The organism is Vibrio sp. 811 (assembly GCF_033339195.1).
The window spans coordinates 1-705 of the sequence record NZ_JAWOUB010000400.1; the positions used below are offsets into that span (position 1 = coordinate 1).

The following is a 705-nucleotide window of genomic DNA, read 5'->3' on the forward strand; positions in this document are numbered from 1 at the left end:
GTCCATGAGTTGGAGACGGACGCACTCAACTGATATGACCAAGAGCTGTTGTATCGACCATAAAAGTTGATAGGTAAAGACACCGAGAAGTAACTTTGCGGGCTGTAGTAGCCACCGTGACCTAGCGTGTACTCACCCAAATTTTTGTCGTAATCAAGGTACATTAAGTTCGTACCAATACTTAAACGCTGGTCATCCGTTGCAATTAACTTATAGTACGCCCCACCTAACACGCCTAAACGAGTGTTGTCTTCAACCTTTTCACCAGTCAAACTATGATACTGCAAGCTACTCCAAAAACCGTAAGGGCCACCAGTGTCCCAGCTTGAGTTCAACTTCACACCAGTACGGATAACCCCACCCCATTTAGTCCCTTGAGGGTCAGTCGTGCCACTAGGGACAGACATTCCAGCATAAGAAAGCGTGCTGCTGGTCTCTGGGCGACGCGAAGCTTCTGCAGTCCAACCTAACTCACCTAGATCCCCATTGATGCGCACACCACCAACCCATGTGGTATGGTCGAAACCAATTGGTGTCGTGCCGATATCGACCAACCAATCTTCAGCTTGCCAGCCCACTCCAAATGCCATACCTGATGCGTCATTTTGGAACGAAACGCTGTCAGAATCGGTGGTTTTTTCATAGTAGTCCAACTGACCTGAATCGATAGAAACATAATCGGCTTTTAGCAACAGATGCCCATCC

Annotated in this window: 1 protein-coding gene; it reads right to left on the minus strand. The window is 47.9% G+C overall.

Annotation, left to right across the window (positions count from 1 at the left end; translation table 11 throughout):
- Positions 1 to 705, minus strand: a 705-nt coding sequence (locus R7Q46_RS27120) for a cellulose synthase subunit BcsC-related outer membrane protein (RefSeq protein ID WP_318078253.1), incomplete at both ends; no start/stop codon positions are given.